Genomic DNA, 26,190 nt, shown 5'->3' on the forward strand with positions numbered 1-26,190 from the left:
TTTTTAAGTTTTTTTTAAAGTTTCTGAAAAAAAACTTTGCTATTATTATAAGATTAATTATTTTTGGTAATCGATTACATTAATTTAAAGTTTTTAAAATGTCAAATTACCTAAAATGTATTATGAAAGCCAAGTGGACGCTCTTGATTGGAGCACTGGTTTTGACTTCTTGCAAAACGGAGCAAAACGCAGTTCTCTCCAAGCAAATGAAGGAACCTTGGGAAAATCTAAAACAAATTGAGCAGGCTATTAAAGAGCCTTTTTTTAGAAAAGCAAACTATAACGTTATAGCTTTTGGAGCTGTGGCAGATGGGAAGACCTACTGTACACAAAATTTCAAAAGAGCCATCGAAACTTGTTCAAAAGAAGGTGGAGGAAAAGTAATTGTCCCAAAAGGTAAATATTTGACAGGAGCTATTCATTTGGAAGATAATGTAAACCTCCATTTGGAAGAAGGTGCAGAAATTCTTTTCAGTACAAATCCAGAAGATTATCCAATTGTTCATACTTCATTTGAAGGTTTGGAATTGATGAATTACTCTCCTTTAATATATGCTTACAAAAAGACAAATATTGCGGTAACAGGAAAAGGAATTTTAAACGGTCAGGCAAATGAAACCAATTGGTGGCCGTGGAAAGGAAGTACTTCTGAAGGACATATTTATGGTTTTGTGGAAGGACAGCCGTCTCAAAAAGACAAAGGAAATCTTCCGGCATTGATGGATATGGCCGAAAAAGATGTGCCGATTGAAAAAAGAGTTTTTGGAAAAGGACATTACTTGAGACCTAATTTCTTTGAGCCTTTTGGATGTACGAATGTAATGATTCAAGGCGTAAAGATTGTGGACGCGCCTTTCTGGATTCTTCATCCTATTAAATGTACTAATGTAATTGTGGATGGTGTAAATATTCAAAGCCATGGACCAAATAATGACGGCTGTGATCCTGAATATTCCAAAAATGTCCTGATCAAGAATTGTACTTTCAACACAGGTGATGATTGTATTGCAATCAAGGCTGGACGTGATGATGAAGGTAGAAGAGTAGGGATCATGAGCGAAAACATCATCGTGAGAAACTGTCACATGATTGATGGTCACGGTGGTGTTGTGATTGGCAGTGAAATGTCGGCTGGAGTAAAGAACGTTTTTGTAGAAGATTGTACGATGGACAGTCCGAATTTAGACCGAGCAATCAGGCTTAAAACAAACAGTAAAAGAGGCGGTGTAGTCGATGGAGTGTATGTTCGAAATATCAAAGTTGGAAAAGTAAAGGAAGCAGTTTTGCACATCACAATGCATTATTCTGTTTACGGAAACCAAACTGGAAACTTCATTCCGCAAATCCGTAATGTCTTTTTGGAAAACTTCACAGTCAAAGATGCAGGTGACTATGCCATTTTTGCTGATGGCTTGGAAAAATCAAAAATTGACAATATAATTTTTAAGAACATAAAAATTGACAAAGTAAAGCAAGCATTCAAATTGAAGGATGTTTCAAATCTTCAGGTAATCGATACATATATTAATAATGAAAAAGTTGCACAACCTTAAAACAAACCAATCTTAACAAACAATGTAATTATGAAAATCAAATGTTTAATTTTAAGTAGGCTAAAATTTATTTTTACTCTATTTCTGTTTTTGTCCCTGTTTCAAGGGCAAAATATGTATGCACAAGGCGGAACAAATATAACAGGTGTAGTAACCGATGCTTCAGACAGTATGTCTATTCCAGGCGTGACTGTAATGGAGAAAGGAACAACAAATGGAACATCTACTGATATTGATGGTAGTTTCTCGTTAAGAGTGGCTGGTCCTAATGCAGTAATCGTTATCAGTTCAATGGGCTATCAAACACAAGAGATTCCATTAAATGGAAAACAAACATTAACTGTTGTAATGGCTGCCGATGAAAAGACATTGGAAGAAGTTGTAGTTGTTGGATATGGAACCGTTAAAAAAAGAGATTTGACAGGAACCGTAAGTACCATCAGTGCAAAAGATGTTACCGAAAGGAATACAACCAGTGCCTTGGAAGCAATTCAAGGAAATGTTGCCGGGGTACAGATCAGTTCGAACTCTGGTAGATTGGGAGATGGATTTAATATCACGATCCGTGGTAAGAACTCTATCTTATTGGATTCAAAACCTTTGTTTATTGTAGATGGAGCGCCTGTTGATGATATCAGTTTCCTAAATCCTCAGGATATCGAAAGGATGGACGTGTTGAAAGATGCTTCTTCAGCGGCAATCTACGGATCGAGAGGAGCAAGTGGAGTGGTAATCATTACTACAAAAAGTGGATCAGCTTCCAAGTCAGGATTCAATGTAAATTTTGAATCATCCTTCGGAACAAAAGAAGTAGCGCGTCTGCCAAAAATGATGAATGGAGATAAATGGTTCTACTACCATCAATCGGCTTTCCTTGCCACTGTAAACGGAGGTAATTATACAACTACGACACCTGAACAGATCCAAGGAGCAGTAGGAAATGCAGCCAATCCTGTTTTTATGGAAAGGGTGAACAGCGGTAAGACATTTGATTGGTACGATGCTGTTTTGCAGAATGGTATCCAGCAAAATAATTATTTGAACATAACAGGGCGTTCCGAAGGTGGGATGTCGTACAACTTAGGTTTGGGTGTTCAAAATGAAACAGGTACAATAGAAAATGAATCGCTCGATAAGTACACTTTGAAAGCAGGGCTTAACCATAAGGTGAGCGACAAATTCTCTACAGGTGTTAATTTGACCGTTGTAAAGACAGACGAGCAATTGGGAAGTGATGTGGCAATGAGGGATGCTTTCAGATTAAATCCATTCTTGTCACCTTGGAAAATAGATGCAGATGGTAACGAAATTGTGGGCGATTTGGCTCCAGTTCCTGGTAAATTATTTTATCCAAACGGTACTGCTGCTACTGACAAAACCAGTACTTACAATCCATTGCTAGAAATTGCCAATACATCAGATCAAATCAAAAGATGGAGAGCTATTGGAAATGTTTATTTTCAATACGATCCTTATGAGTGGTTGTCTTTTAGAACATCTTACTCTGGAAATTTCAATACATCAAAAAGAGGAAAATACTGGGGTGCTTTAACGAACACAGGTGTAGCGAATGCTACCGGAGGAAATCCACAGCTTCCTTCTTCATCATTGGTAAATACAGATGGATATGATCAGACTTGGGACAACCAGGTAAATGTGAATTTTCAAAATGAAAACCACGCTTTTAGCTTCTTAGGACTGCAAAGTATCAACATAAATACATTTGAAACCAGTGAGTTAAACTCTCGTTTGCAACCGTTTGATACAGGATTTCACAATATTGGTTCAGGTCCTCAAAGTACATTTAATGTAAATTCAACTTATACTAAGAGAACATTAAATTCATACGCAGCACGTTTGAATTATACCTTTAAAGACAAATATTTATTGACAGCTTCTATCAGATGGGATGGATCATCTGTTTTGGCTGAAGGCAATAAATGGGAATCATTTCCTTCGGCAGCATTTGCTTGGAAATTAGATCAGGAAAACTTCTTGAAAGACAGTAAAGTGGTAAGCGTACTTAAACCAAGGGTAAGTTTTGGTTATACAGGAAATAGTAATGTACAGCCTTACACTACATTAAACGGACTTAATAGTCAGTTGTATTATGATTTTAATGCGACAACAGCAAATGGTTTCGTACCAGCTACCTTGGCCAATAAAGAGTTAACATGGGAAAAAACAAGAGAATTAAACGTTGGTTTGGATTTTGGATTCTTCAATAACAGAATTTCAGGAACCATAGATGTATACGATAGATTGTCAAAAGATTTGCTATATGAACAAAGAATGCCTCTTGAATCAGGCTGGCCAAGAATTTATTCAAATGTTGGTTCCGTAAGCAACAAAGGAGTAGAAGTTGGCTTGACGACGAAAAATATTGTAGGGGAGAAAGTTTCCTGGTCAACAACTTTTGTATTTTCAAAAAACACTAATAAATTAGAATCTATTTATGGTCAGAGTGATGTGAGTGATGTTGGTAATAACTTACATCTGGGACAGAGCTTGAATTCCTATTACAACTATGTTTTTGATGGTGTTTGGCAGGAAAGTGAAAGAGCTGAGGCGGCAACTTACAATCAGACTCCAGGTCAGGCAAGAGTAAAAGACTTGAATGGTGATGGTGCTATTGATGCTGTAAACGACAGGCAGGTAATTGGAAATTCTGATCCAGATTGGACTGGAAGTGTGAATTCTACCTTGACAGTTGGCGATTTTGATTTTTCATTCTCAGTTTTTACCAGCCAAGGCGCTATGGCGTACAGCCCTTTCCACGAAAACTTTCTTGATTTGCAAGACCGTGGACGTCAAAGATTGGATATTGCCAATTGGTATATTCCAGAAAACAGTGCAGGTATTCCAGCACAGGCTTCAAATACTTATCCGATGCCAAGAAACGAAGGTGCTTTTTGGAACACTGCAGGAAATGCTCAAGGTCAAAAAATGGGTATGTACAGAGATGCATCTTTCGTGAAAGTGAAAAATATTTCAGTTGGATATACATTCAACAAGGAATTGACAGAAAGATTAAAAATCAAGAAATTAAGAATTTATGCCAACGTATTGAATCCATTCGTATTTACGGATTATGATGGATATGATCCAGAATGGGCTACGGCTCCGTTCAGCACTGGTCGTGTGAGTTCAATTACATATCAGTTTGGTTTAAGTTTAAATTTATAAAAAAAGCAACATGAAAAAAATAGTTTTATTGGGGCTGATGGTAGTTGCCATGGCCTCTTGTTCAGATAATTTTATTGAAGAAGAAAATCTAGGAAATGCAGATGCTGAAACAACCTATAAAACCGCTTCTGGCTTTAATTTGTTGGTCAATTCAAATTACTCATTGTTGAGAAGTATTTACGGTGGTGATGCTTATGTATTTTGTGCAGGTACTGATTTATATGCCGTAGGTTCGGGCAGGGGTACAGAACCGGAAGGTCTGTCGAGGTATTCTCAATTGAATCCAGCATCCGATGGAGGAATTGAAGAATTGTATGCCAGCTGTTATGAGGCGATTCAGAAAGCCAACATGGCCATTTATTACGCTGATTTAACAGAACAGACTCCTAATCTACCTCAATTGGTAGGGGAAGTAAAATACCTTAGAGCCAATGCTTATTTTGTTTTGGTGCAATCGTTTGGAGGGGTAAGTATTGTTGATGAATACATCCAAGGGCCTAAATTGAGTTTCGACAGGAATTCTGCTGAAGAAGTTTATGACTTTATCATCGCGGATCTTGAGGATGCCTTGAATGCTGTTGGAACTGGAAATTACAACGGAAGGGTAAACAAAAGAGCAGTACAGCATTTATTGGCAAAAGTACATTTGACAAGAGCTTATGAAACTTTTGGTGGCGCTACAGATTTTGCAACAGCGGCAACTTATGCAGATGAGGCTATAGCTGGACAGGCATTGACAATCCCTTTTGCAGATTTATGGAAACCGGGAAGCGAAATGAATCCGGAAACTATTTTTTCCGTACAGTATTCACCAGGATCTATAAGCTTTGATCCAAGAAATACGGGGAACAAGCAGGCAAACTGGTACAGCTCATATTTGGGAGGGCCAGAAGTTGCGGGTAAGGCACCATGGAGAAGCTACACATTGTTGCCTACGCAGTTCGCTTTGGGATTGTTTACAGAAGAAGACCAGCGCTACAATGCTACTTTCATGTATCAGGTTTTCGATAGGTATTATGACTTTTTTGATGTTCCCGTTGCCAATCACGGAAACCTGACAGTAAAGCATTATTATGTACCGCAGTGGGAAACGCCGGCAGAAACTGCTGCTTATGTAGCGGCACATCCAGGTGTTGTCACGCACGCTTGGGGAACTTATGGTGCAGGTGTGGTAAGTGCCGATTTCCAAACAATTCCAACGAAGAAGTTTGATGATCCAAAGGCCGCTTTTGTAACAGGAGGAGGAAATTCAGGTGGTCCAAGCTCAAGGGATATTATATTGTCAAGACTTTCTGAAACGTATTTGATTGCAGCCGAAGCTTATCTAAACTCAAATCCAGCCTTAGGTTTGGAGAGATTGAATGCAGTAAGAACCAGAGCAGGAATCACAACGCCACTGACTTCTTATAACATCGATGTTTTATTGGACGAGAGAGCAAGGGAATTATTCGGGGAATACCATAGATGGTTTGATTTGAAGCGTACAGGAAAGTTGGTAGAAAGAGCTTCTGCACATAATTATTTGATTGATGAAGCAAACTTCAATGGAGCAAACGGACAGCTTAAAATTTTAAGACCTATCCCTCAAGCGGCTATCGATTTGAATCAAAACAGGGATTTCCCACAAAACCCAGCATACAATTAATTTTAGAGTTTATATAATAGTTTGGTTTAGTTAGTTTAAATAGGCTTGATGGTATATCGAGCCTATTTTTTCATTAAGAATTAAGTTATAAAACCAGAATAAAAAAAGGAATATGAATTTATCAAAATCACTTTTAGTCACAGCATCAGTTTGTCTTTTGGCAAGTTGCAGTTCCGCGAAACTTTCAAGTCTGCAATCCAAAAATCAAAAAACATACGCCGAAATTTCAATAAAGGAAGGCGGAAAATGGAACGGAAGAAAATACGAAGGCGGCACTTTTAAAAACGTCGAAAGTTTGAATGTTCCTGCAAATCACACTGATCATTCGTGGTACATCCGTTACGAAGGTCCAGGTTGGGAAAGCAACAAAGTTGGTTACAGATTGTACTTGGATTGGAGAAACGCCATCGATATCTACGGAAAACTGACGGATACTTTGGTTTTGCCGCAAGTGGGCCAAGACGGATTTGATTCTTATCACAAGATGGACAATTGGGGTGCTGATATCTTGAAAGTGGCTAAGGGAATGGGCGTCGGTTCCATCGGAAGAATCATCAACAATGAAATGTATCATTTCAAGGAAGTCGAAGCTACCAATGCCAAAGTCTCCAACCACAAGGACAGATCGGAAGTAAAAGTAAATTACACGGGCTGGAAAACGAACAATCAGAAAACGAATTTAGAGTCAAATCTGACCATTTTTCCTGACGAGCGTTATACAAAGCATATCATCCAATCTTCTGAATTGTTGGATGGAATCTGTACCGGAATCGTAAAATTAAACAACCTACCAGTCATTGAAAAAGTAAGCGAAAACAAAAAATGGGGCTATATTGCCACTTATGGCGAGCAAACTTTGTTCAAAGACAATCTGGGAATGGCCGTATTTTATGAAGTAGAAACGGCTGAAAAACCATTTGAAGGTCCGCACGATCATTTGATACAATTCAAGCCTTCTAAAGATAAAATTACGTTTTACTTTTTAGGAGCTTGGGAAAAAGAACCAAACGGAATCAAAAACAAAGAAGAATTTATCCGATATTTAGATGCTAATTTGAACAAGCTGAACCAAAATAATGAATTGAAATAAGATGAAAAAGAAGCTAAAAAACATTGGTGTTTTATTCTTTTCGGCTGCAATTTTATTTACAAGTTGTAAATCGAGTAAAGAAGTAAAAAGTACTTCAAAATTAGAAGTTTCAGATAAATTAAAATGGTCAGAAAGATTGGCGCAAACGCTGATGATCAAGCATCCGGAAGCTTATCAAATTGACGATAAAACCGAACCAAAATGGGACTATGTTCACGGTTTGGTGATGACATCTTTCGAAGAATTGTACAAAAAAACAAATAATAAAGCCTATTACGATTATTTCAAAGGATATGCAGATACGACAATTCAATCAGACGGAAGCATTCCAAGTTTTAAGGTAGATAGCTATAATATTGACATGATTCCAGCCGGAAATTCACTGTTTTATCTGTATGAAAAAACAAAAGACGAGAAGTATTTAAAAGCAATGCAAGTCTTGAAAGGACAATTGGAAACCCATCCAAGAACTACCGAAGGCGGATTCTGGCACAAGAAAATCTATCCGAACCAAATGTGGCTGGACGGATTGTACATGGGCTCGCCATTTTACGCACATTACACTGTAAAATTTGAAAACGGAAAAAATCTGAACGATGTGGCGAAACAATTTGAGTTGATTCAAAAGCACTTGCTGGATAAAAAAACGGGACTTTTATACCACGGTTGGGACGAAAGCAAGCAAATGGCTTGGGCCAATAAACAAACAGGAACATCACCAAATTTCTGGTCCAGATCATTGGGTTGGTATGCAATGGCGTTAGTCGATGTATTAGATTACATGCCAGAAAATCATCCAAAACACAAAGAATTGGTGACGTATTTAAACCAATTATCAGAAGCTTTGGCAAAATACCAACATTCGTCAGGATTGTGGTATCAAGTCACGGACCAAGGAAACAGAGAGGGAAATTACCTAGAAGCTTCTGGTTCTGCTATGTTTGCGTATGCTTTTGCAAAAGGAGCAAACAAAGGTTATCTTCCAAAAAGCTACAAAACTTTAGCAGAAAAAGCCTTCAACGGATTGACAAGAGATTTGGTAAAAGTAACTCCAGAAGGTTATGTGATTATCACCGAAGCTTGCGCCGTTGCTGGTTTGGGCGGGAAAGAAAATCGTGATGGTTCGTTTGAATATTACATCAACGAACGTAAAAAAGACAATGACCCGAAAGCCACAGGACCTTTTATTTTGGCGGCTTTGGAATTAAATAAATAAGAATTAATGAGACTTTTAATTTTTCTTTCAATTCTGGTTTTTGGATTAAATCCAAATGCGGTTACTTCTGAAAAGTCAACATTTACAGTCGCTTTGGATGGTTCTGGAGATTTTAAATCGATCCAGGAAGCCATCAATCAATGCCAGTCTTTTCCGTATGAAAAATTTACGATTTTCATCAAAAACGGAGTCTATAAAGAGAAAATTAAAGTCCACGAGTGGAATTCCAACCTGCAATTAATCGGCGAAAGCCAAGAAAAAACGATTATTACTTTTGACGATCACTTCAAGAAAATAAACTTAGGAAGAAACAGCACTTTTTTTACCTACACAATGTTGGTGGAAGCAAATGATGTGCTGTTGAAAAACCTCACGATCGAAAATTCTTTAGGAGAAGTTGGGCAGGCAATTGCACTTTCGGTTACTTCAACGCGAGTTTCCGTCGTAAATTGCAAACTTTTGGGAAACCAAGACACGCTTTATGCATCAGGAATTGGGAAACAGTTTTACAAGGATTGTTACATCGAAGGAACCGTTGATTTTATCTTCGGTAGCGCAACGGCCTACTTTGAAAATTGCCAGCTTCACAGTAAAAGCGACTCGTTTATTACAGCTTCTTCTACACCGAAAGATGTAGAATTTGGGTTTGTTTTCGATAAATGTAAGCTAACTTCAAATGATAAAGCTTCAAAAGTCTATCTCGGAAGACCTTGGCGGATTTATGCCAAAACCGTTTTCTTGAACTGCGATTTAGGAAAACATATTCTCCCGGAAGGCTGGCATAATTGGTCAAAACCAGAAGCAGAAAAATCGGCATTTTATGGAGAATTTCAAAGTACAGGAGAAGGCTCAAATGCAAATTCAAGAGTAAAATGGTCGCACCAGCTTTCAAAAAAAGAAGCGAAGAGTTATACGAAAAAAAATATTTTAGGTGAAAAATCCAAATCAAAAATACATTGGTATGAAAATTTATAAGGCTTTATTTTTAGTTTTAATTTTAGCTTTTGGATGCAAAAGTGCCCAAACAGCCGACGGAAATAATCCTGTCGTAATTTACACCATCGGAGATTCGACAATGGCAAACAAGCCAAATCCGAATGAAAATCCAGAAAGAGGCTGGGTACAAGTGCTCTCGCCATTTTTCAACGATAAGGTGACGATTAAAAACCACGCAGTAAACGGAAGAAGTACGAGAAGTTTCAGGGATTTAAAGCATTGGCAACTGGTTTTAGATTCTTTGAAACCCGGAAATTATGTCTTTATCCAGTTTGGCCATAACGACGGAAAGGATACTGATCCCACACGATACACTAATCCACAGACGGCTTACCGTCACAATCTAATTCGTTATGTGGAAGAAACTCGTTCAAAAGGCGCCATCCCAATTTTGTTCTCCTCAATCGCCAGAAGAAAATTTAATGAACAGGGCGTTTTATTGGATTCCCATGGAAATTACACCTTGCAGGCTCGTTTGGTTGCGCAAGAAATGAACGTTCCTTTCTTTGATATGCAGTACTTGACGGAGCTTCTGGAAGAATCTTATGGAAAAGAAGGTTCCGCTAAACTACATTTACACTTTGCTCCAAATGAAAATGCTTACATCCCAAAAGGAATCGATGATAATACGCATTTGTCAATTTTAGGAGCGACAGAAATTTCTAAGATTTTTGTTCAGGAGTTAAAGAGACAAAATCATCCGCTGGCGAAATATTTAAAATAGAAATTTATTTGGAATCAAATTTCTGCCCATTAATTGGCGATTAGTTTGTTAGTGTAGCAGACTAGGTGTTTTTATAGAAACAGCTATGTGAGCCTCTAAAAAGCTAACAAAAAGCAACTCGTCACAGACTACATTCGTAATAATTTAATAACTTTCTTATCTTCCATAAGCTCTTCGAACCCCAGACAGCAAGGCTTTATTTTTTAATACTCTCCGTGTTGCATTATTGACATTTTATTTCGTTTCAAACATTAGTTTACTTCGAATAGTTTTAATTACATTTGTTTAACAAATTTAAAAAAATATTTCATGCAACACGCAGTTTTTAATAACTTGAAAAGTAACGAATCGGAATTGCTTTCGATTTGGTCTAATCTGTTGGCCAACAGTGGAGCAACCGACAGTCTTACAGAGGAAAGGGAATCGAAGGAATTTTCAACTCTTTTTCTAGAGGCTTTGACCAATGAACAACCTGATGGACAACGTGCCGAATTCGAGAAGGTCAAAGAACTTTTAGTTGGAATTTCAAGCTCTAGGGCAAAACGTGGATTTTCTCCTCGTGAGAATGCACAATACTTGCTTTTTTTCAAGGAAGCGGCCAGCCAGTTGATATCGAAGGCAGAGAAGGATCCTATACAGCTTTACAATGCCAATCTCAAATTAAGCAGTATGGTGGATGAGATGAGCATCATGACTTTTGAAGCGTATATGAAAAGCAGGGAAGATATCATCAACAGGCAGACAGATGAAATAAGTGAAATATCGACTCCAGTCATACAAGTATGGGAGGGAGTGGTGGCTTTGCCGATCATCGGAACGTTGGACAGCTCCAGGACCCAGGTCGTGATGGAAAACCTGTTGCAGCAAATTGTAGACACAGGAAGTTCTATTGCCATACTTGATATCTCGGGGGTTCCGGCGGTAGATTCGTTGGTTGCTCAGCATCTGATCAAGACGGTAAGCGCTACCCGACTGATGGGCGCGGAATGCATCATCAGTGGCATTCGTCCAGAGATTGCACAAACCGTTGTACATTTGGGAATCGACCTTAATGGCATAATCACTAAAGCATCATTGGCAAGTGCCCTTCAGACAGCCTTTGCAATGCTCCAACTGACGGTGGTTAAAAAGAAATTAATAGGTAACCAGTAAATAGGATGGATAGGATACCTATACTCAAGATGGGCGATTTTCTATTGGTGACCATACAGGTTGATCTGTATGATCAGCTTGCAGAAAATCTGGAATCAGATCTGATCCATACGATCAAGAAACACAGCTCGAAAGGTGTGCTGATTGACATTTCTGCCGTATCGATCATCGATTCATTTATGGGTCGAATTTTAGGAAATATTGCAATAATGTCAAAAATCATGGACGCCCAGACCGTCGTGGTAGGCATGCAGCCCGCTGTTGCCATCACCTTGGTTGAACTCGGCCTTCCCCTGAATGGTGTCATCAGTGCTCTTAACGTAGAGCGTGGGATGGACCTGCTCCGTGCAAAAATGTATAATGGCGGAACGGAGGAGCAAGTAGATGATTACGATAACGAATAAAGAGGAAATAGCTGTTGTTCGTGAACAGGACGTGGTACCATTGCGTAACCGCGTGCGCGATTATGGCGTACAGCTTGGCATGAGCATATTGAATCAGACCAAATTGATTACGGCATGCAGCGAGCTAGTCCGTAACCTGCTTAAATATGGCGGTGGCGGAATTGTGATTCTGGAATCAGTGAACAACGGCAGGGATAATGGCGTGCGCCTGACCTTTATAGATAAGGGGCCAGGAATTGCCGATCTCAGCCTTGCCATGAAGGACGGTTACAGCACAGGACGGAGCCTTGGTCTTGGCCTGCCGGGAACCAAGCGCCTTGTGAATGAATTTGATCTGCAATCTGAACTGGGAGTGGGTACAACAGTGACTATAACAAAATGGAAGAATGGATAAGACATTTACTTCCTACCGTATTGAAGACCGAAGCCTGGTTGCTTTTATAAAACGGGAAATCCATAATTTGGCCCTACAGTGCGGTTTTACAGCGCACAGGGCCGGAGAAACCGACATAATCATAGCAGAGCTGGCTTCAAACCTTATTAAGTTTGCCGGAAGCGGGGAGCTGCTTTACAGGGCGGTCCCTCATCAAGGGAAATGGAAAATAGAACTCTATGTGCTGGACAAAGGAATTGGAATCGACAACATTGCAAAGATTATGCATGACGGCTATTCCTCCAGTAACACATTGGGTCAGGGATTGGGAGCCATCAGGCGGCTCAGTAATACGTTCCAGATCTACTCGATGAAAGGGTGGGGTACCGTTCAATATGTAGAAATTTGTGAAAGCGTGACCAGCGAACCACCAGTAGTTACCCAGCTTCTTCCACATGCGGTCATTGCAACCAATTGCCCTGGAGAAAAGGTCTGTGGCGATGGGTATCATATAAAATACTTGCCGGGCGGACTTCAGATTTTTGTAGGGGATGGCCTGGGACATGGACCGAATGCGTTCGAAGCGGTACAAAACGCAATAAGCGTCTTCAAGGGTTCGATGGAAAAAGACCCAACGGCCATCATCAGGGAAATACACGAAAGGGTGAAGAAGACCCGCGGTCTGGTGGCCACGGTGGCTTCGGTAGATTATGCATCCGGAATTTGGACCATCTGCGGGGTGGGCAACATCAGCACAAGACTTTACATGGGTATGGAAAATAAGACCTATACGCCTTACAACGGCATCATCGGCCACAACATACCCCGCACGCTCAACAATACGACAGTCCCCTACAGCAGGCACCAAATCCTCATCATGCACAGTGACGGGCTCCGCACACGATGGAACTTAAATGACCTCAAATCCATCATCAAGCAGGACTCGGCTCTGGTAGCGGCGGCACTTTATAAGGATAATTGGAGGGGAAATGATGACGCTACGATAATGGTGGCCAAATTAAATCAATAATATGAGGGAAATAGTCAAGATAAATCTGGATAATGAGATGGATCTCATATTGGCGCATAAGCGGTCAATGAAGATTGCGGAGATGTGCGGGCTGCCCTCCTCTGCACAGACGCGTTTTTCAACTGCCGTTTCTGAAATTGCAAGATGCTGTATCGCGAACGGGAAGGACAGTGTGCTGGTCTTGGGGATAACGACTATCCGGCCAACCCATAAAGAAATCACAGCGGTGCTGACCGATGCAATTGATCTGAAGCAATGCAGTCCCGAAGCGTATCGGTATGCATCAAAAATTTCAGGAACAATTTCCTATGATTATTCCAATAATCAGTCTACCACACAGCTCACCCAATCAATCTTGCAGCCGGGCCTGCTGTCGGAGCAAAAGATGAAAGGGCTGGTCGACTACTTCAAATTTGAACCGCCGCTATCGCCTTATGATGAGATCCGTAAGAAGAATATCGAGTTGATTGCGCTTTCGGAGAAGTTGGGTGAAAGTGAAAACCGCTACCGCCAGCTTTCGAATACGCTGCCGGTATTGATTTGCGTGGTGGATGACCGCAATAAGGTATTGCTGACCAATGATTGGTTGAAAAACTATGTGGGTCTTCCATTGCTTGCATTTGATCGGAGTGTACTGTCAGGTTTCATTGCTCCTGAAGATCTGGATCGTCTGCTCACCGGTTGGGATATGGCAAAAAAATCCGCATCCAGCTATCATGGTGAGCTCCGCATCAAGCATAAGGCCGACTATGTGTGGCACATTGTATCGATCGTACCCAATAAGCTGGAAGACGGCAGCTTTTCAAATTGGCTGGTATCATTTTTTGACATCAATGCGCAAAAGATAGTGGAGGCCACCCTGAAGGACAATTCCGAACTTAAAAGGATACAGCGCGAATTGGAAGGCAGTAATGCAAAGCTTTCTTTTAAAAATAAGGAATTGGAACAGTTTGCGTATGTGGCAAGTCATGATCTGCAAGAACCATTGCGGAAGATAATGATCATGCTTTCGCGTGCGGGCGAACACCTGAGCGAAGAGGAGAGGGAGCGCTATTATTTTGGACGGATCTCCGCGTCTGCACAGCGATTGTCAGCCCTCATTGCAGATTTGTTAAATTACTCCCGTGCAGATTACAATGCACTGCTGCGCAAAGAAATTGACTTGAATGATGTTCTTATGCAAGCCCAGTCGGATCTCAGTTTTATAATTGAAGAGAAAGGGGCGGTTGTACTTTCCGATGAGCTTCCAAAATTAAACGGACTTGAAACGCAGTTGCAGCAACTGTTTTATAATCTAATTAGCAACGCACTAAAATTCAATGCCAATACGCCTGTAATTACAATCACCGCCAAAACGGTATCCGACAGGCAAAGTCCCGCCATGGTCAATCGCGCAGGTGACTTCCACCTGATAGAAGTGACCGACAATGGTATCGGCATGGATGCGGATTATTCCGGTCGTATCTTTGAGATGTTCCAACGCCTGCACGCACGTGAGCATTTTGAAGGAAATGGTATTGGATTGGCACTTTGCAAAAGGATCATCGAAAACCATAATGGTTTCATTGACTTTACGAGTGTTCCTGGCGAAGGTACCACCTTTAAGATCTATCTTCCGGTTTCTTAAGCAGGATACGTCCTAGTTGCTATCGATGATGAAATTATCCTTATCCTTGTTCCAGGTAGTCCAATCAATCTCGAGTACTTTCTGTAGTACCCTCTTTAGGACTCCATAATCGTTAGGCTTGCTGATGTAGGCATCCGCACCTAGGTTAAAAGTATCAATCTGGTCTTTAGGGGATGTGGAGGTCGAATAGATAGCGATTACTGGAATTTTTTTGAAGACATCAATATTGCGAATTTCAGTTAAGGCTGCAATACCGTTCATTACAGGCATATTGAGGTCAAGGAACACCAGGTCGGGTAGATCATCTTTGCTGTCTAGAAGGCCCTTCAATAATTCCATTCCATTCATATATACAGACAGCTCTACTTCAGAAGTAATGGTTTCAAGTACTTCCTGAAAGAATTCGCGGTCCTCCGCATCATCATCCGCTATCGCAATCTTAAATTTTCGCTTGTGTTCCGGCATCATATTATAAAATTTCGTCAAATATAGAAAAAATGCTGGCGTGGAACTTAAAAGTATCTTGTTTTCTTGTGGGAATGGACGAAGTATGATGATTTCAAATGCACTGATGGAGTCCTATTGGCTTAAATAGTCACAATTTCGGCAATGCGAATTTGCAGATTTCAATTGCTTGATATGTTGCGCTTGTTGCTTCCAATTTTTTTTTTTTTGGAAACAGCTTGCTGTATCCTTCCGCTGAAAGGTAGAGCGTTTCTTTCCGTGGCCTCATTTGCAATCGTAATAAGCTAAATGATTCTTTTTGGAATGCGTTAAAAAAGCATATTCAGTTCCCTAAAGTGATGGGAAAAATAGTTGAGAAATAATTTTAAGGGAACTACTGGAATACGGATTTGCCTAGATCCAGTTTACATTTCCGACCTTCATTTTTTCCAATATGACTTCAGGGAGGTCGGTAATTTGGACCAGCGTAGTGGGCTTTTCCAGGAAGTGAACCCTGCCTTTCAGTCGCTCTTCTTCGGTACGGTTTATCACACCGGAAATAATGAAGATGGCCATGTTTGAAAAGGTTGAGTCGTCCAGGAGTATATTTGCTACTTCCGACCCTGTCATGATTGGCATGTGCATGTCGACCAATAATACATCCGGCACATTACCGGAATGTTCAATTGTATCCAGAACCGACTTTCCAGAAGTGAGGCATCCGATGATCTCAAATCCCTTGTGGTTTTTGAACAGGAAATTTAGATACTGTAGGTCATCGGTATCGTCGTCTGCGATGATGATCTTTAAGGGTTTGCTTGTTTTCATTTTAGGATGTTACGGTCAGTAAATTTCCAAAATGTGTTCTATAAACTCCTTATACAATTGCAATTTGAACTTACGCAATTTCTATCTGTGGTGCGCAACGTCAATTGCATTTTCTTGAATCAGCAAAAAGGCTGTTATCATGAGGATCTTCGTTTTGCGGATCTATTCGAGCGGTGGCAGTGTCCTAAAATTTTACTAAAGTCAAGCCTCGGAGCTATAATTATTAGTAATTTAAACTGTTGTACCAACTGGGTAGGTCTAAATTATAGACACCCTATAAATAAAAAGAATTGCTAACTTAAAGAATTTATCCGTGAAAATTAGTGAAAACGAAGAAAAGCGCCTGCAGGGCAAGACCATTGTCATTACCGGAGCAAGCAGCGGCGTAGGACTTGCGGCTGCTGAGGCATTCGCCCAAGAGGGAGCGAACGTAGTGATAGTTGCCAGGGGAGAGGCAGGTATAAGGGAAGCGGTATCGCGTTGCCAGGCGTTCAATGTTACGGCCGTTGGAATACGGGCGGACATGTCGGTAGCCGAAGATGTGCAAAGGGTGGCTGGGGAAGCCCAGAGGATCAATGGCAGGATTGACGTTTGGGTCAACAATGCGGGCGTAATGGCCAGCGGGAAATTCGAAGAGATTCCAATGGAGATCCACGAGCAGGTCATAAGGACCAATCTCTTCGGGTACATGCACGGCGCATACAATGCGCTCAGGATTTTCAAGGCGCAGGATAAAGGCATCCTGATCAACAATGTATCCATTGGCGGCTTCATGCCGGCGCCTTACAGCGCGGTATATTCCGCTACGAAATATGGCATAAGGGGGATGATGGAATGCCTGCAGGGGGAAATTTCAAATAGGAGGGATATACACATTTGCAATCTTTATCCGCAGTTGCAGAACTCTACCGGCAACCTTCACTCGGCCAAGTATTCGGGCTTTTCGATGTCAATTCCGCCCATCGCATCCGACCCACGGGATACCGCGGCAAAGATGGTTGAGCTGGCTTTGCAGCCACAAAAGGACCTGTTTCCCGATTACAGGGCGGCCACCCTTGCCAATATCTACAGGCTGTTTCCGAAACCCATCATCAATACGGCATCCGCTGCCGTAAGGATAAAAATGAAAGCCAATTTGGATAAGGATGGCAATCCTGGAAATGTTCTGGATAACTCAAAAGGACTAATGCGTGTCTATGGAAATGAGAAGATGCCCGCACGGAACAGGAATATAGGAATCGCAGTATTGGCAGGATTGGGGATTGGATTGGTGCTTACGGCGGTGGGGAAATTATCACGCAGCAGTGATTAAACACCAGCCTTAATCGGGAATTTTTTAGTTAAAGAAAATATCTCTTTGACGGATAATTATTGTAATTTCAATGTCAACTGTTTATTTAATAATGTTAACATTAATGAAGCTATCTGGAGGAAGCTAAAATTATTAGACAAAAAAAAATCCTTAAACCTTTATAATAAAGAGTTTAAGGATTTAAATTTGTGACCTCGACTGGATTCAAACACACCCGTTATGACTGGTTAAAATATATACTTGTGTCACTATTGTGACAAATTCTCTTTAAGTGATTTTAATTTCGCCTCTAGATCTTCTATGATTTGGAGGCTTTCTTTTTTATGCTCATTTCTCATATCAGAAACTACCTGTAGATCTTCTTCGTCTTTCAGTAGGGCGTTCAAATCCATATCCGGAAAGTGTTTTAGTAAACGCTTAATATAATTGTCTTTCCAATTATCCGAATTATTATAATTTGAGATCATGACTTCGCTATAGCCGTCCATTATCTTGCTTACATCCCTGTTATTTAAGCCTTTGGCTTCAAAAAAGGCCTTTATTTTAGCCGAAAATCCCATAATTATTATTTATAATGAGTATAAATTAAAGTAAACACTTAAACTTTATGATTAAAAGTTTAATCAGGTACTTAAACTTTTATTAAGTTTGACACAGAAATAAGAAACTATGACAAATATAACAGAAAAAAAGAACAAGAGCGATATGCGTTTACATATCGTCAAAGCTTTCGAGATTATCGAAGAGCATCTTCCTGAAAGTTACGTGGCTTTGGTGAAGGAAAAACTAACGGCTTCTGGCGACAAATTTTCCGCTAACGTAATTCGAAACGTCCGAATTAAAAAGCCGGAGGAAATCAGATCTAATCATTTTGCAATTGTAAACGCTATGGTCGAGGTAGCCAAACATAATAAACTGCAAAAAGAAAAGCTGATAGAAAACTTATCTGAGTAAATCACTTAAACAATTACGCAAATGAACATTAGAATTTATCCTGGAATGAATTGTCACGGATTGGAATTTTTTCTCCTGGACAATGAATTCAAAATAATCCAGAATGGGTCCGTCAAAAATTTCAACGAGATCCCATACCAAGTCAGCCAGCTGTTAGAAGAGCACATTGCGAATCATTCCGAAATTGAAAATGCCCTGACTGAAATGCATCCCAACTCAAGAATTAAAAGAATTGAGCAGTTTGCCAAATGTAGATTCGGTGGTTTGGACTTTCAGCCAGATATTAAAGACAATGTATTGCAGGATGGTGAATATTGGCCATGTCCTAATCACGGTTTCTGCAAACACGAAGGAATACTTTGCAAGTTGCCCATAATCAATGGTCAAAGATTAAACATGAACGAGGTGAAGCTCATTCAGCTATCTGCAACGAACAAGACAAACGAAGTTATTGCTGAAGAAATGAATCTTGCCCTGGGCACTTTCCATCAGCTTAAAAAATATTTACACGAAAAGGTTGCCGTCCAGACTAAGCAGGAGCTTACCAAGATTGGAATCCGTTTCTCCCTCATTTGGTCGAAAGACTAGATATACGTTCTTACCCTTTTTTATGTGTGCTTACACATGCTTCACAAACCACCCAGCCGTGGGTGGTTTTTAACCAATACTTTAAACATTATGAATTTTACAAAAAACGAAGGCAATTTGGCCTCAGCAACCTTACAGACCGTTTTCAAACAAAATCCAATAGTAAAAAACGGAATGAGCGGTAACGTGTTATCAGTCTCAGCTGTAGTCAATAGAGAAATTACTCGAGACGATATTTATCAATTAGAGCTAACAGGACTCAATTACACTATGAAGCGTTCCGGAAATGGTGTGAATGTCAAGTTTCAAAATAAAGTAAATGAATAGGCGAAGAGCCACCAATACGAAAATTAGAAATTTAATTTTTAGGATAGCATTGGTCTTCAGCAATAAAAACATTCTCAAAAAACATTGGTAATACATTCAAAATTATGGATCCACTACAATCAAAAATCAATGCAGCTGAAGCCCGAATTCAGCAGTTGAAAGATTCAGAACTTTTTACTGAAGCCGATAGGCAGAAACTGCTACCAAAGGCAGAACTGGAACTGGAGCAGTTACTTCTGCAGAAAGCAGATATCGAGGTAAATAATCCCGAAAAGATTATCTCAAAATTTGAAGCTGCAATTGCTGGAGCAATTCGGTCAACATTCCCTGAAGACAGAAAAGATAAAATGTAACCAAAACCAAAAACACTCAAAACATAAATGAGTTACGTAAAAGACACTGATATATTTGATGCCACAAATGGAGGCTTAGACATTATCTTAGATTATTACCCGAATGCTCGAAATGTCTTAGAAAAGTCGGCAAAACAATTTAAAATTCGAGAAAGCGAAAAGACCGCTTCAGCATCTATCAAACAATTAAAGGATGGTATTTGGGTAGTGACTGATTTTGGAGGTGATCAGGTTTCCAGAAACGGCATCCAAGTTTGTATGCTTGAAGAAGGATTAGATTATGGAAAAGCTTGCACTTTTCTAGGTGCAAAATATAAAATTAAGGGTGCAAAATTTCAGGTTCATATGCCTATCATTGAGAAACGGCCTCTTGAAAACGATGAAGAAAAAGGAAAATACAAATTTGAATATTTCAAAGTTTTCACCCATGATCAATTAAAAATGCTTGGCCCAAGAATCAACGAAGTTCATTGTACGGAATACAAATTAAAAAACTGTAAAAGCTTTACATTTTTCAAAGAAAATGAAGCAGTAACTACTATTGCTACCGAAGACTATCCAATATTCGTGTTTGATTTCGGAGACTGGCAAAAGATTTATCAGCCAATGTCTTATGAAAAACAATATAGATTCCGTTATGCCGGAGACAAACCAAAGCATCACGTTTGGGGATTGGATATTATCCAAAAGGAATTTAAGAAAATTAAGAAGAAACAGGAAGAAGATGGATATGATGATTACGAAGAAGATGATGAAGAAGATGGGAAAAAAAGTAAGAGGAAAAAAACTGATCCAAGGCTGGAAAGAGTATTTATGGTTTCCGGCGGTAGTGATGGCTTGAATTTAAGGTCATTTGGATATTATGGAGTCTGGTTCAATTCTGAAAGTGAGCATTTGACTTGGGACGATTACAAGGAATTAAAGAAATGTGCGAAAGAAATCATCTACATCGCCGATCTAGATTCAACTGGAGTAAAACAAGCCCTTAGTGTAGGCCTAAAATACCTTGATATAAAAATGCTTTGGCTTCCAGAAAAGCTGAAAGAGTACAGGGACAAAAGAGGAAATCCCAGAAAGGATTTTAAAGATTATGTGGAGGTTTTCAATAAAGAAGACAATATGTCTTTTATCAACGGCTTCAAAAAACTTGTCGCCAATGCATTGCCTCTTCAATTCTGGACCGAATATACAAATGCACAAGGGAAATTAAATTACAACCTCTCAAATACCAGGTTATATCATTTTTTGTCGATGCTAGGTTTTGGACGTTATGAAAGTGAAACAGAAAAGGAAGGGTATATTTTCATTAAAAAGGAAGGTTCAATTATAAGAATCTTGGAGCCATATCAAATCGAAAACTTTGTTCATTCATTTCTTGAGGAACGAGGAATGAGTCCGGATTTAAGAGATTACATATACAAATCGCCACAATTAGGTGAAAGAAGTTTATCAAAGCTTCCAAGTGTTAAAATAGATTTTCAGTCTGCAGATAGAAATTCCCAATATTTATTTTTTACAAAAAAAGTTTGGAAAATAACTGGCAATGAAATCATCGAGTACAAGCAAGGTGACGTTGAAAAATATGTGTGGGAAGATAAGATTATCGATTTTGATATTAAAAAAGAGGAACCTCATTTTACAATATCTAAAGATAGCGATGGCGATTTTGATATAGAAATTCATAGAAAAGACAATATGTTTTTCAACTATCTGATTAACACCTCGAGAGTACATTGGAAAAAAGAACTTGAAGATCATTTTGAAGGTCGACCTCCGAAGGAAGAGGAAGAATATTTCAAAGCAAATAAATTCAAAATTGATGGTGAGAATTTATCTGCAGATGAAATTTTGGAGCAGAAACTTCACTTAATAAATAAGATGTTTTCAATTGGCTATGCACTCCATAAGTATAAGAATTACAATAAGCCTTGGGCCATTTTTGCAATGGACAATAAAGTTTCTGATTTAGGAGAAAGCCATGGTGGTTCTGGTAAGTCTCTTGGTTATGGGTTCTTAAACAAAATACTGAAAAGAAGGGTATACCTAAAGGGTCGTGACCCAAAGCTTACAACAAACGACTTCATCTATCATGAGGTATCTGAGGATACTGATTATATCCTGATTGATGATGCCACACAGCATTTAAATTTTGATTTCTTCTTTTCTGAAATAACAGGTTCACTGAAAGTAAATCCTAAAAATGGGTCGCCTTTTGAAATTCCTTTCGAAAAGTCGCCAAAGTTTATTTTCACCTCAAACTTTGCTTTAAGAAATGTCGATCCATCGACAGCTCGACGGCTTCTGATAACAGTGTTTTCAGATTACTATCACGGTTTGAATGAGGAAGAATATAAGCAAGTCAGAAAAGTTTCAGACGATTTCGATGGACAAAATCTTTTCACTGATTTCGGATGGGACCAGTACAATCATTATTACAATTTCTGTGCTCAATGTCTGCAGTTCTACTTGTCAACCGAAGAAAAGATAAATCCTCCAATGGATAATGTTACTAAAAGGACATTGCAGGCTGAAATGGGTGAAGCTTTTATTGGATGGGCGGATGCTTTCTTCCTGCAGAGAGATGTTTTTGGAGAATATCTGTACCTGGACAAGGATTTTTCAAAAGAAGATGCCTTCGATCTGTTCCAAAAAGATGCCAAGGTTACAAAATGGACCACCACAAAGTTCAAAAAATGTATAAAAGCTTATTGTAAATGGAACGGTTGGGTCATGAATCCCAAGGATATGCTCAATTCGGCTAACAGGATCATAAAGACAATAAATAATAAAAGCCAGGAAGTAATTTATATCGATACCCAAAAGTCACAACAGACAGGATTGGTTGAGAAAATTATCCAAGAAGAAGTAAAAGAAGACGATGGTTTAACAGTATTTGACAGGGACTAATGTATACAAATAAAGAAAGATTAAAAATATTCTCCGAAGTAAAAACGCTTGAGGAGCTGTATCAGATAGCGAGCATTTTCGCCTGGCTCATTGATTACAAATTCATACAGCGTTCAAAAATACTTTATGTAGCAAGTCATCTTGCATTCCGGAGAGTGATCTAAAAATCTCAATTATGGAAAAATTAATTAAAGTTAAAGCAACGTTGGTTAGAGCCTCAAAGAATGATGTTTTTACTCAGGATGAAATTCCAAGGGAAAACAAAATCTTATTCATTAGAGATATGCTCACTGGAAAATTCACAAGCACTCATGTGATAAATTCTACGAGCATGTATGCAACTTATTATCTAGCTGTAGCCCTTTATGAAAAGTTCTTATATCGGTTATCAGAGACCCATGACGAAGGGGGCTTTACTTTTGAATTAATTCTCCGCCCTGCAGATGATTACGACCTTTTTTGGAATCCCAGAATGCTGAAGGATGATGTGGTCTACTATTCAAAAAACACGCCAGATACTATAACAGGCCCTTTGATTTTAAGTAGTAGTTCAGATATGGAAGCAATAAACAAAGGATTGGCCGATGGAATACTATACGTGCCGAATAGGCAGCAGACTTTCGAAATATATAAAATATTAAAATCAGCATGAGTTTAAGAAAACAACCTTGGATGAAAAAGGGAACCCGGGTTCTGGCATTGCTTCAGGAAGGTACCATAACCGGAACTCGTGATTATGTTTTAGCCGGACAAAGATTTGTTTATCTGATCCTGGTGCAAATTAAAGGAACTGATAAACCAGAAAAATACCATCCACAGGATGTGGAACAATTATAAATCACTTAAAAACACGAAAATGAAAACCATCATTGAAGGAGAAAAATATAGATTCAATATTGAAATCGACCTTTCAGAGCAGCAACTAAAATTTTTGTGTGAATATGCAGGAGATGATAATTATGAGCATCTCTTTGCTTACAAAAATCTCACGGCCAATGGAACAGATAAACCAGTAACTATTCATCCTTCATTCGCGATGGGATTGGGTGCCGATATTAATTCTATTCTGTCACTTGGATTTGAAGCTTTGTCATTAATGGACTCTGAAATTAAAACTAAATTTTCAGAATCAGATTTGAAATACCATCCTTTTATGTGCAAGCGTAATGAGATAATTTCTATTGAATCAAATCTAATTGATTGTGAAGTCTTGAGTTCAATAAAACCAATTACTCAAGCTCTTGATGAAGATGGCAATTTGATTGATTTGAAATCTTAAAAAATACAACTGAAGTAAGAAGATAAATTTAAATTTTTAGTCTCTTAAATAAATACGCATATGAATCACTCACATTATCTCTTCGCGGTCGAGCACACTTATTCAACCAAGAACCGACTCCAGAAAGCGGTCCTGGAATATTTCAAAAAGATGGATCGGATTATTTTTCCGGCTTCTGAAATTGAAAAATTTAAAAATAAAATCATTGAGGATATCAATGAGCTTAATTCCCAATTCAAGGCATGTAAAGCAATTTACATAACATTCTCAAAAATCAGTCAGAATCAGGATGTTGCAGTCTATGGTTTTGATGCAGCTTCTCTTAAGTTTAGAGCTGGTGTAGAAGTTGTTTTTGGATTGGAGTATAAATCACTAACTAATAATTAAATGGAAAAATCATATCACGTTGCAAAAGCGGCAAAAAGTCAAGGTTTTAATTTCGTATTCAACTTCGAAAAAGTTTCAGAAGAAATATTCACGGAACTTCTTGAAGCTAAATTAAAAGAGGTTGTCGGTCCGGATAGAATGGACCAATTTGAGGAATTCAAAATTAAAGTTTACGAAGGTTTGGAAAGCAAGCCTGTAATGCTTGGCAATAGAAATTTCGAAATCAGGCTTAAAGCATCAAAGAAAAAAAATTAATAATCACTTAAATAAATACGCATTATGAACGCAATTGAACAATTAACACAATTACAAAAAGAATTAGGATACAAGGAGAATACAGAAATTTCTCCAGTCGCATTACTAGGACTTTTCGGTGAAGCTGGAGAAGTGCTTAATGAGACCTTCATCCATACAAGGGAGGAATTTGTTCCAATTCAACAGAATCTTTTCGGTATCGCGATCAATTCAGCGGAGATGATTGATGATCTGAAAAAGAAACTGCGTAAAAATCCTGAAAAAGATTATCAAGTTTACGTAAACGATGAAAGTTTTGAAAAATTCGATTTAGAGGTTGCAGATGTTTTGTACTACCTAAACATCATTGCTTTGAACCGTGGTAAGAACCTGGACCATTACGCTAGTCTTTCTCATGATAAAGTTCGTTCAAAGATGGACGGCAAACCATCTGTGGAGCTTCAGGTAAAACCGGTAATTAAAAATGCTGAACTCTTAACCAATGCTGTTATTGAGCATAAATCACAGCTTGTTGGTGTGATGAACGAAATAATAATGCGGGATTCTGGCATATTAGATTTCATTCGGGCAAAAGATGGTTTTAATACGTTTGATGTATCAATTTCAGTCAATAGAGGTTTCCTTGAGCAATTGGTAAACAATGTTGAAGAATACATGGAAGTATCAAGGACTATTTATAATTGTGATGCGGATCCAGATGTTTTTGATTTTAGTTTAATTGTAGATCTTTTTTCCAAAATTCATGGAGAAGAAGTTGCTTACGATGGTGAAGATTATTTCTACATAAAAAGGTACTAGCTATGAGCTTTAAATTCATCCCAATGATTTGCGCTACTTCGGTAGTGCAATCATTACTCGAAAATAGAAAGTCTCAAACCCGTCGTCTGCAGGGATTAGAAAATATTGATCCAAGAGCTAACGAAATTGTTAAGGACAATCAATTTCCTTTCGAAGGAAAATGGATTTCCCGATCAAGATTGGAAACTGTAGAGGAACGCTATGAAATTTTCGATGTAATTAAATGCCCCTACGGAGAAGTAGGAGATGTGCTCTGGGTAAGAGAAACTTTCTACGAAGAAGGTTTCGAAGGAAATTATGTGTACAAAGCGCCAAATGGAACTTTGCTTACTGACTATGACAGATGGAAACCTTCTATCCACATGCCAAAAGAAGCTGCACGTCTCTTCTATAAAATAACAAGCATTCATGTAGAAAGATTACAAAACATTACTGAAGAAGACGCAATAGCCGAAGGAGTTGTAAAGCATTCTGATTATGGATCTACAGGATATGTTAATTACCTAAGTCCACATGAGGCGGTTACTGATATTGATGCCGTTTGGAGTTTTGGGACACTTTGGGAATCAATTTACGGACGTGGATCCTGGCTAAAAAATCCTTGGGTGTGGGTAATCAAGTTTGAAAAAATAGAGCAACCAGAAAACTTCTTATCATGAAAAACAAAGTGTGTGTTTACGAGTGCAGGTTGGAGCATAAAATGAATCTGCGTGTTGCCAGGATCTTGTGGTTCTGCATTGGGTTGGTTTCCGGAGGCGGTAT

Annotated in this window: 28 protein-coding genes; 25 read left to right on the forward strand and 3 right to left on the reverse strand. The window is 38.9% G+C overall.

The annotated features are described in order from the left end of the window. Nucleotides 1-122 precede the first annotated feature (122 nt). From ACI6PS_RS02270 to ACI6PS_RS02325, 12 genes are all read left to right on the forward strand, one after another. A complete protein-coding gene (locus ACI6PS_RS02270; RefSeq protein WP_421010925.1) occupies nt 123-1,553 on the forward strand; it encodes a glycoside hydrolase family 28 protein in 1,431 nt (476 codons plus the stop codon). A gap of 114 nt (nt 1,554-1,667) precedes the next feature. Beyond that, complete coding sequence (locus tag ACI6PS_RS02275) at nt 1,668-4,739, forward strand: SusC/RagA family TonB-linked outer membrane protein (protein ID WP_421010926.1); 3,072 nt, start codon at nt 1,668-1,670, stop codon at nt 4,737-4,739. Nucleotides 4,740-4,749: 10 nt separating this feature from the next. Further along, entirely contained in the window at nt 4,750-6,384 is a 1,635-nt protein-coding gene (locus ACI6PS_RS02280) for a RagB/SusD family nutrient uptake outer membrane protein (protein WP_421010927.1), read from the forward strand. A gap of 112 nt (nt 6,385-6,496) precedes the next feature. Then, complete coding sequence (locus tag ACI6PS_RS02285) at nt 6,497-7,474, forward strand: DUF4861 family protein (protein ID WP_421010928.1); 978 nt, start codon at nt 6,497-6,499, stop codon at nt 7,472-7,474. A 1-nt stretch (nt 7,475) separates the two neighbouring features. Next, the gene (locus ACI6PS_RS02290; protein ID WP_421010929.1) at nt 7,476-8,690 is read left to right on the forward strand and encodes a glycoside hydrolase family 88/105 protein; all 1,215 of its coding nucleotides are present in this window, start codon (nt 7,476-7,478) and stop codon (nt 8,688-8,690) included. A 6-nt stretch (nt 8,691-8,696) separates the two neighbouring features. Further along, nucleotides 8,697-9,665, forward strand: a complete 969-nt coding sequence (locus ACI6PS_RS02295; protein WP_421010930.1) for a pectinesterase family protein — start codon at nt 8,697-8,699, stop codon at nt 9,663-9,665. After that, nucleotides 9,652-10,410, forward strand: coding sequence for a rhamnogalacturonan acetylesterase (locus tag ACI6PS_RS02300; protein WP_421010931.1), 759 nt, complete (start codon nt 9,652-9,654; stop codon nt 10,408-10,410). Before ACI6PS_RS02295 ends, ACI6PS_RS02300 begins: the two co-directional genes overlap by 14 nt. A 309-nt stretch (nt 10,411-10,719) precedes the next feature. Then, nucleotides 10,720-11,562, forward strand: coding sequence for an STAS domain-containing protein (locus tag ACI6PS_RS02305; RefSeq protein WP_421010932.1), 843 nt, complete (start codon nt 10,720-10,722; stop codon nt 11,560-11,562). A gap of 29 nt (nt 11,563-11,591) precedes the next feature. Further along, on the forward strand, nt 11,592-11,966 hold the full coding sequence (locus ACI6PS_RS02310) for an STAS domain-containing protein (protein WP_421010933.1): 375 nt from the start codon (nt 11,592-11,594) through the stop codon (nt 11,964-11,966). Then, the gene (locus tag ACI6PS_RS02315) at nt 11,947-12,360 is read left to right on the forward strand and encodes an anti-sigma regulatory factor (protein ID WP_421010934.1); all 414 of its coding nucleotides are present in this window, start codon (nt 11,947-11,949) and stop codon (nt 12,358-12,360) included. Before ACI6PS_RS02310 ends, ACI6PS_RS02315 begins: the two co-directional genes overlap by 20 nt. Then, complete coding sequence (locus ACI6PS_RS02320) at nt 12,353-13,369, forward strand: SpoIIE family protein phosphatase (protein WP_421010935.1); 1,017 nt, start codon at nt 12,353-12,355, stop codon at nt 13,367-13,369. The genes ACI6PS_RS02315 and ACI6PS_RS02320 overlap by 8 nt, the downstream gene beginning before the upstream one ends. Before the next feature lies 1 nt (nt 13,370). Further along, nucleotides 13,371-14,996, forward strand: coding sequence for a sensor histidine kinase (locus tag ACI6PS_RS02325; RefSeq protein WP_421010936.1), 1,626 nt, complete (start codon nt 13,371-13,373; stop codon nt 14,994-14,996). Between the two features lie 12 nt (nt 14,997-15,008). Here the strand turns inward: ACI6PS_RS02325 and ACI6PS_RS02330 are convergent, their stop codons facing one another. Beyond that, entirely contained in the window at nt 15,009-15,482 is a 474-nt protein-coding gene (locus tag ACI6PS_RS02330) for a response regulator (protein WP_421010937.1), read from the reverse strand. 372 nt (nt 15,483-15,854) lie between these two features. Next, nucleotides 15,855-16,268, reverse strand: a complete 414-nt coding sequence (locus ACI6PS_RS02335) for a response regulator (protein ID WP_421010938.1) — start codon at nt 16,266-16,268, stop codon at nt 15,855-15,857. Between the two features lie 313 nt (nt 16,269-16,581). On the opposite strand from ACI6PS_RS02335, the gene ACI6PS_RS02340 reads away from it, so the two are divergent. Then, nucleotides 16,582-17,580: an SDR family NAD(P)-dependent oxidoreductase gene (locus ACI6PS_RS02340; RefSeq protein ID WP_421010939.1), complete on the forward strand. Its 999-nt coding sequence runs from the start codon at nt 16,582-16,584 to the stop codon at nt 17,578-17,580. A gap of 248 nt (nt 17,581-17,828) precedes the next feature. Here ACI6PS_RS02340 and ACI6PS_RS02345 read toward each other — a convergent pair whose 3' ends face one another. Beyond that, a complete protein-coding gene (locus ACI6PS_RS02345; RefSeq protein WP_421010940.1) occupies nt 17,829-18,140 on the reverse strand; it encodes a hypothetical protein in 312 nt (103 codons plus the stop codon). Between the two features lie 109 nt (nt 18,141-18,249). Between ACI6PS_RS02345 and ACI6PS_RS02350 the strand changes: the two genes are divergently transcribed. The 12 genes from ACI6PS_RS02350 to ACI6PS_RS02405 all read left to right on the forward strand — a co-directional run bounded on the left by ACI6PS_RS02350 (nt 18,250) and on the right by ACI6PS_RS02405 (nt 26,087). Further along, the gene (locus ACI6PS_RS02350) at nt 18,250-18,534 is read left to right on the forward strand and encodes a hypothetical protein (RefSeq protein ID WP_421010941.1); all 285 of its coding nucleotides are present in this window, start codon (nt 18,250-18,252) and stop codon (nt 18,532-18,534) included. A gap of 21 nt (nt 18,535-18,555) precedes the next feature. Continuing rightward, on the forward strand, nt 18,556-19,122 hold the full coding sequence (locus tag ACI6PS_RS02355; protein WP_421010942.1) for a hypothetical protein: 567 nt from the start codon (nt 18,556-18,558) through the stop codon (nt 19,120-19,122). A gap of 90 nt (nt 19,123-19,212) precedes the next feature. Continuing rightward, the gene (locus ACI6PS_RS02360; RefSeq protein ID WP_421010943.1) at nt 19,213-19,449 is read left to right on the forward strand and encodes a hypothetical protein; all 237 of its coding nucleotides are present in this window, start codon (nt 19,213-19,215) and stop codon (nt 19,447-19,449) included. A gap of 104 nt (nt 19,450-19,553) precedes the next feature. Beyond that, nucleotides 19,554-19,802 (forward strand): hypothetical protein, encoded by a 249-nt coding sequence (locus tag ACI6PS_RS02365; RefSeq protein ID WP_421010944.1) that lies wholly within the window; start codon nt 19,554-19,556, stop codon nt 19,800-19,802. Between the two features lie 27 nt (nt 19,803-19,829). After that, nucleotides 19,830-22,709: a primase-helicase family protein gene (locus ACI6PS_RS02370; RefSeq protein ID WP_421010945.1), complete on the forward strand. Its 2,880-nt coding sequence runs from the start codon at nt 19,830-19,832 to the stop codon at nt 22,707-22,709. A 175-nt stretch (nt 22,710-22,884) separates the two neighbouring features. Further along, nucleotides 22,885-23,361 carry a hypothetical protein gene (locus ACI6PS_RS02375; protein WP_421010946.1) on the forward strand — a complete coding sequence of 159 codons (477 nt, stop codon included), beginning with the start codon at nt 22,885-22,887 and terminating at the stop codon, nt 23,359-23,361. Continuing rightward, the gene (locus tag ACI6PS_RS02380) at nt 23,358-23,546 is read left to right on the forward strand and encodes a hypothetical protein (protein ID WP_421010947.1); all 189 of its coding nucleotides are present in this window, start codon (nt 23,358-23,360) and stop codon (nt 23,544-23,546) included. The genes ACI6PS_RS02375 and ACI6PS_RS02380 overlap by 4 nt, the downstream gene beginning before the upstream one ends. Nucleotides 23,547-23,565: 19 nt before the next feature. Continuing rightward, nucleotides 23,566-23,988 (forward strand): hypothetical protein, encoded by a 423-nt coding sequence (locus tag ACI6PS_RS02385; RefSeq protein ID WP_421010948.1) that lies wholly within the window; start codon nt 23,566-23,568, stop codon nt 23,986-23,988. 150 nt (nt 23,989-24,138) lie between these two features. Beyond that, nucleotides 24,139-24,375 carry a hypothetical protein gene (locus ACI6PS_RS02390; protein WP_421010949.1) on the forward strand — a complete coding sequence of 79 codons (237 nt, stop codon included), beginning with the start codon at nt 24,139-24,141 and terminating at the stop codon, nt 24,373-24,375. Further along, nucleotides 24,376-24,630 (forward strand): hypothetical protein, encoded by a 255-nt coding sequence (locus ACI6PS_RS02395; RefSeq protein ID WP_421010950.1) that lies wholly within the window; start codon nt 24,376-24,378, stop codon nt 24,628-24,630. It begins immediately after the preceding gene. A gap of 24 nt (nt 24,631-24,654) precedes the next feature. Next, entirely contained in the window at nt 24,655-25,428 is a 774-nt protein-coding gene (locus ACI6PS_RS02400) for a hypothetical protein (protein ID WP_421010951.1), read from the forward strand. A 2-nt stretch (nt 25,429-25,430) separates the two neighbouring features. After that, nucleotides 25,431-26,087, forward strand: a complete 657-nt coding sequence (locus tag ACI6PS_RS02405) for a hypothetical protein (protein ID WP_421010952.1) — start codon at nt 25,431-25,433, stop codon at nt 26,085-26,087. Nucleotides 26,088-26,190: the final 103 nt, after the last annotated feature.

The organism is Flavobacterium sp. PLA-1-15, from assembly GCF_049060005.1.
Classification (GTDB): domain Bacteria; phylum Bacteroidota; class Bacteroidia; order Flavobacteriales; family Flavobacteriaceae; genus Flavobacterium.